7 protein-coding genes are annotated in these 4,724 nt (G+C 68.7%); 5 read left to right on the top strand and 2 right to left on the bottom strand.

Annotated features, from left to right (window positions below):
- Window positions 1-473: 473 nt before the first annotated feature.
- From WA805_RS22560 to WA805_RS22540, 5 genes are read left to right on the top strand one after another with little or no spacing between them, the layout of a single operon-like run.
- Window positions 474-1,706: a Rieske 2Fe-2S domain-containing protein gene (locus tag WA805_RS22560; protein WP_425243332.1), complete on the top strand. Its 1,233-nt coding sequence runs from the start codon at window positions 474-476 to the stop codon at window positions 1,704-1,706.
- Complete coding sequence (locus WA805_RS22555) at window positions 1,670-2,134, top strand: hypothetical protein (RefSeq protein WP_425243331.1); 465 nt, start codon at window positions 1,670-1,672, stop codon at window positions 2,132-2,134. The genes WA805_RS22560 and WA805_RS22555 overlap by 37 nt, the downstream gene beginning before the upstream one ends.
- Before the next feature lie 31 nt (window positions 2,135-2,165).
- A complete protein-coding gene (locus tag WA805_RS22550; RefSeq protein ID WP_425243330.1) occupies window positions 2,166-2,612 on the top strand; it encodes a hypothetical protein in 447 nt (148 codons plus the stop codon).
- Complete coding sequence (locus WA805_RS22545; RefSeq protein ID WP_425243329.1) at window positions 2,609-3,019, top strand: DUF5615 family PIN-like protein; 411 nt, start codon at window positions 2,609-2,611, stop codon at window positions 3,017-3,019. The genes WA805_RS22550 and WA805_RS22545 overlap by 4 nt, the downstream gene beginning before the upstream one ends.
- A gap of 24 nt (window positions 3,020-3,043) precedes the next feature.
- On the top strand, window positions 3,044-3,595 hold the full coding sequence (locus WA805_RS22540; protein WP_422322312.1) for a methyltransferase family protein: 552 nt from the start codon (window positions 3,044-3,046) through the stop codon (window positions 3,593-3,595).
- 6 nt (window positions 3,596-3,601) lie between these two features.
- On the opposite strand, the gene WA805_RS22535 is transcribed toward WA805_RS22540, so the two are convergent.
- Complete coding sequence (locus tag WA805_RS22535; RefSeq protein ID WP_425243328.1) at window positions 3,602-4,243, bottom strand: CBS domain-containing protein; 642 nt, start codon at window positions 4,241-4,243, stop codon at window positions 3,602-3,604.
- A 5-nt stretch (window positions 4,244-4,248) separates the two neighbouring features.
- Window positions 4,249-4,724 (bottom strand): universal stress protein (locus WA805_RS22530; RefSeq protein ID WP_425243327.1); only part of this gene is annotated, 476 nt, incomplete at its 5' end.

Raw genomic sequence — 4,724 nt, 5'->3', positions numbered from 1 at the left:
TCTGCTTGAGGAAGGACGCGGCGCCCCGGTTCTCGGTGCCGAACGCGACCACCACCCGTTCCTTGAGCGCGGGGTCCGTCACCTCGGTGAGCCGCACGCGCGTCGTGGTCCGCCCCGAGGTCAGGGTGCCCGCCCCGGCCGCGCGTGCGTTGCGGGACCAGTCCGAGGTGCCGATCCCGGCGATGACGTACCTCTTGCCTCTTGCCGTCCACCACCCAGGGCGTCACGGGGGTCGAATGGGGCCGGCCCGATCTGCGCCCGGGCACGGTGATGATGCTGACCGGGCCGGCCTTGACGCCCCGCCGGGTCAGGAACTTTAGCACCACGTTGACGACCGGCACGTACCTCGGGATGCGCGGCTCCATGGCCCCATCCTCGCACCGGACCGCGTGCGGGCATCCGCCGAGCCGACCTTGACTGTCCGGTAACCCCGGATTAACGTCGTGCGGGAATGCGCTAGGAGGTCAGGTCATATGCTGAGCAGCCAGCGTAATAAGCTGTTGTGCGAAACCGGTCCCGGGACTCCGATGGGTGAACTGCTGCGCCGTTATTGGCAGCCGATAGCCGGGGTAAGCGAATTCGAGCGGCAGGATACAAAAGCGGTTCGCATAATGGGCGAGGATCTCGTTCTCTACCGCGACAGGGAAGGCAATTACGGCCTCGTTGACCGGCACTGCCCGCATCGCCGCGCCGACCTGGCGTACGGGTTCACCGAAGACCGCGGGCTGCGCTGCAACTATCACGGCTGGCTGTTCGACCACTCCGGGGCCTGCCTGCATCAGCCTTTCGAGGAGACGCGGCATTCGGAGGGGACCTTCAAGGACAAGGTGCGGATCAAGGCGTACCCGGTAGCCGCCAAAGCAGGGCTGCTGTGGGCCTACCTGGGTCCGCAGCCGGCCCCGCTGCTTCCGGACTGGGATCGCTTCTATTCGCGCGGCTACAAGCAAATCGTCATTTCCGAGATTCCGTGCAACTGGTTCCAGTGCCAGGAAAACTCGATCGACCCTGTGCATTTCGAATGGCTGCACGCTAACTGGTCAATGGTGCTCCGCGGTCAGGACGGGCCGCGGGCGCCCACGCACACCCGGCTCGGGTTCGATGAATTCGACTACGGGTTCGTCTACCGCCGGGTCCGCGCCGACACCACGGAGGACGACGAGCTCTGGACGACCGGCCGAGTGTGCCTGTGGCCGAACTGCCTGTACGTCGGTCACTTCGAGTGGCGGGTCCCGATCGACGACACGAGCACGCTGAGCGTCGGCTGGTTCATCGACGAGCTGCCCGGCGACGCGCCGTTCGAGCAGCGGCGGATCCCGTGCTGGCACGCGCCGGTCCGGGACGAGAAGACCGGCCGGTGGATCGACACCCACGTGATGAACCAGGACTACATCGCCTGGGTGGGCCAGGGCGCGATAGCCGACCGCACCCTGGAGCACCTGGGGGAGAGCGACCGCGGCGTGATCATGCTGCGGAAGCGGATGTTCGACGAGATGGAAGCGGTCGCGGCCGGCCGTGACCCGCTCGGCACCATCCGCGATCCGGCGCTGAACGATCGCTTGTACTTGCCGATCGTCGGCGGCCTGAACCGGCCCGCGCCCGGCGGCAGCCCACAGCCGTTCGTGTTCCTCGCGGGACAGCCCGACGAGGTGCGCAGCGAGCTCGAGCAGGCGTGGCAGCAGTGCGCCACCGCGACCGGCGCGACCTGACCGTGTCCCCGCCGCCGGATGCGTACGAGCTGGCCGAAGCGCGCGGCTACGGGCTGACCGCCAGCGACCTGCGCCAGTGGCGCCCGTTGTCCGCGATCGAGATCCACTGGGCGCGCAAGCACGGGCTATCGCCCGGCGTCGCGCGCCGCTGGGCCCGCGAAGGAGTCGGCGTCCGCGACGCCGTGCGCGCGGTCAAGCTCCGCATAAGTCCGGAACAGGTGCGCCCGTGGGCGGCGGCCGGCTTCCTTCCCGGGGACGCGGTGGAGGCGGCGGAGACCGGGATGACCCTCGCCGAGGCAACGGCGTGGCGGCAGGTCGGCTTCATCCTGCCGGACGCCGCGCTGCTGGTCAGGGACGGCTGGACGCTCGACCAGGCGACTGTCGCGCGGTTCGCCGGCCTGGACCGCTACGCGCCAGCCGGCGAGTGACGCATTTCCTACATCCACCTACACTGTAGGCATGGCAACCGCAACCCCGTCGTCAGTCCGCTTCGAGCCGCGCGTCCTGGAGCGGCTCACCGCGTTCGTCGCCGTGCACCGGGAGATGTCGCTGTCCAGCGCTAGCAACCGGCTTGTCGACGAGGCGCTGCGGATGCACGAGCATCCGCTGATCACGTTCAAGGACGGCCCTGCCGGACGCCGCGCCCGGCTGGTCGGCGGACCCGACGTGTGGGAGGTCATCGGCGCGGTGCGGTCGATCAGGGAGTCCGATCCCGCGCTCGCCGGCGACGAGGTTCTCGAGGTGGTCGCCGAGACATCCGGCATGCCGATGCCGTTCCTGCGTGCGGCGCTCGCGTACTGGGGTGATTACCCCGAGGAGGTCGACGCCTTCATCGACCGGGCGCGTGCTGAGGCCGCGCAGGCGCGGGCCGGGTGGGAGCGGCAGCAGGAGCTGCTGGGCCGGTGACCGGGCCGGGCGGCGACAAGCCCGACGCGCTGCTGCTCGACGAGATGTTCTCGCCCGCGATCGCTGACGGCCTCGCGGCGCGGGGGATCGACTGCCGGGCCGTCGTCGCCGACGCCCTGCTGCGCGCCCTGTCGGACCTGGAGATCTTCGAGACCGCGCTGCTCGAGGGCCGGGTCATCGTGACGAACAACGTGCCGGACTTCGAGAGCCTCCGGCGGGCCCGCGACGCCGCCGGGGGAGCGATCCCCGGGCTTATCTACACATCCGACTTCACGTTTCCCCGCACCAAGGCGTACGTCTCCCGGCTGGTGACGGCGCTGGCGGACGCCGCCACCGGGCGCGAGACGGCCCGGCACGGCGGCGTGCTGTGGCTGCAGCCGCCCAGCTCACCTCTGGACCGGCCATGATGGATGTAGGTAGATGATGTAGGTATGCGCGTCATCGACCTCGTCATCGTGATTGGGTGGGTCATCTTCTGGGCCTACTGGCTCATCGCGGCCCGCGGAGTGAAGTCCGGCCGGTCCGGCGGGTGGAACCGCTTCATCGGGTTGCGGGTCGCGCTCCTCGTCGTGGTCGTCTTCGCGGTGCGCTCCTGGGGCCTTCGGGGGCACCAGGCCGGGACCGATCCGGTGCTGACGGGCGTAGGGCTGGCGCTCTTCCTGCTCGGCCTGGCGCTCGCCGTGTGGGCACGGCTGTACATCGGCCGCAACTGGGGCGCGCCGATGTCGCACAAGGACGAGCCGGAACTGGTGACCACCGGCCCGTACCACCGGATCCGGCACCCGATCTACACGGGCCTGATCCTCGCGCTACTCGGCACCGCGCTCGCCACGAGCCTGTACGGCCTGATCGTGGTCGTCGTGCTCGGCGGGTTCTTCGTCTACAGCGCCATCCGTGAAGAGGCCTACCTGACCGAGCAGTTCCAGGACACCTACCGCGCCTACAAGCACTCCACCAAGATGCTGATCCCGTTCGTCTTCTAGCTGGCTTTATGGGTGCGAGTACGTAAGCCGGTCGCGGACCGCGACGACGCCCTCGACGTGCCTGGCCGACTCGATGATGTCGCGGCCGACGGCGGTCGTTTCCGGCGCGCCTTCGATCGTGACGATGCCGTCCTTGACGGTGACCGTGAAGTGGGCGGGGTCGCACAGGTACGTCCCCAGGATCAGGTCCTGGGTGATCTCGTGCCTGATGTCGGCGTCGGGCCTGCTGAACACGCTGAGCACGTCGGTGCGGGACACGATGCCGATCAGCGTCCCGTCTTCGGCGGTGACCGGGAGCCGCTTGACCCGCCGGGTGTACATCAGGCGGGCCGCGTGGCTGACCGTCTCGTCAGGGCGGATGGTCACGGCGGGCTTGGTCATCAGGTCGGCCGCGGTGAGCGCGGCCGCCTTGGCCTGCTCGCGGTGGTGCGTCATGGTGTGGAACGCGCCGGGGAGCTCGCCCGCGAGTGCTTCCTTGGTCAGCAGGTCGGCTTCTGAGACGACCCCGATGACCTTGTTGTCGTCGTCGATCACCGGGAACGCGCTGATCCGGTGCTCGCGCAGCCTGGCCGCCATCTCCTTGAACGTGGCGCCCTGCCTGACGGCGAACACGTGGGTGCTCATCACGTCTTTCACGATGGCGTTCACGGCAGTCAGCTCTCTTCGGCGGGGATGACGATGATGGGGACGTGGGCGTGGTGGGTGACCTGGCAGGCGACCGAGCCCATCAGCAGCTTCTTGAAGCCGCCCGCGCCGCGGGAGCCGACGACGATCATGTCCGCGTCCTTGGCCACGTCGAGGATTGTCTCGGCTGGGAGGCCGGGGACGGCCAGCACGGTAACCGCAGGCGGCCGGGCGTCTTCGGCGAGCTTGCCGAGCGCGCCGTCCGTCTCTTCCTGGGCTATCTTGCGGGCATGCTCGGCAAGCTCCGCGTCTTCCGGGTAGATCATGGGCCCGGCCCAGAAACTCCTCATGACCTGCTGGACGGTGAGCACGGTGAGCGGCGCGTGACGGATCGCCGCCTCGTTGATCGCCCAGTCAAGGGCGCGGCGGGAATGGCTGGAGCCGTCGATACCGACGATGATTCCTGGCATCTTCTTCTCCTTACGCTCAGCCTTTGTCTTCACAA

Source organism: Trebonia sp. (assembly GCF_049794275.1).
Taxonomy (GTDB): domain Bacteria; phylum Actinomycetota; class Actinomycetes; order Streptosporangiales; family Streptosporangiaceae; genus Trebonia.
The sequence above is the reverse complement of the archived record's forward strand: the minus strand, read 5'-3'. Positions and strand labels throughout refer to the sequence as shown.

Excerpts from the sequence above, each read along its gene's own strand:
- WA805_RS22560 (WP_425243332.1), top strand. The coding sequence starts at position 474 with ATGCTGAGCAGCCAGCGTAATAAGCTGTTGTGCGAAACCGGTCCCGGG.
- WA805_RS22550 (WP_425243330.1), top strand. The coding sequence starts at position 2,166 with ATGGCAACCGCAACCCCGTCGTCAGTCCGCTTCGAGCCGCGCGTCCTG.
- WA805_RS22540 (WP_422322312.1), top strand. The coding sequence starts at position 3,044 with ATGCGCGTCATCGACCTCGTCATCGTGATTGGGTGGGTCATCTTCTGG.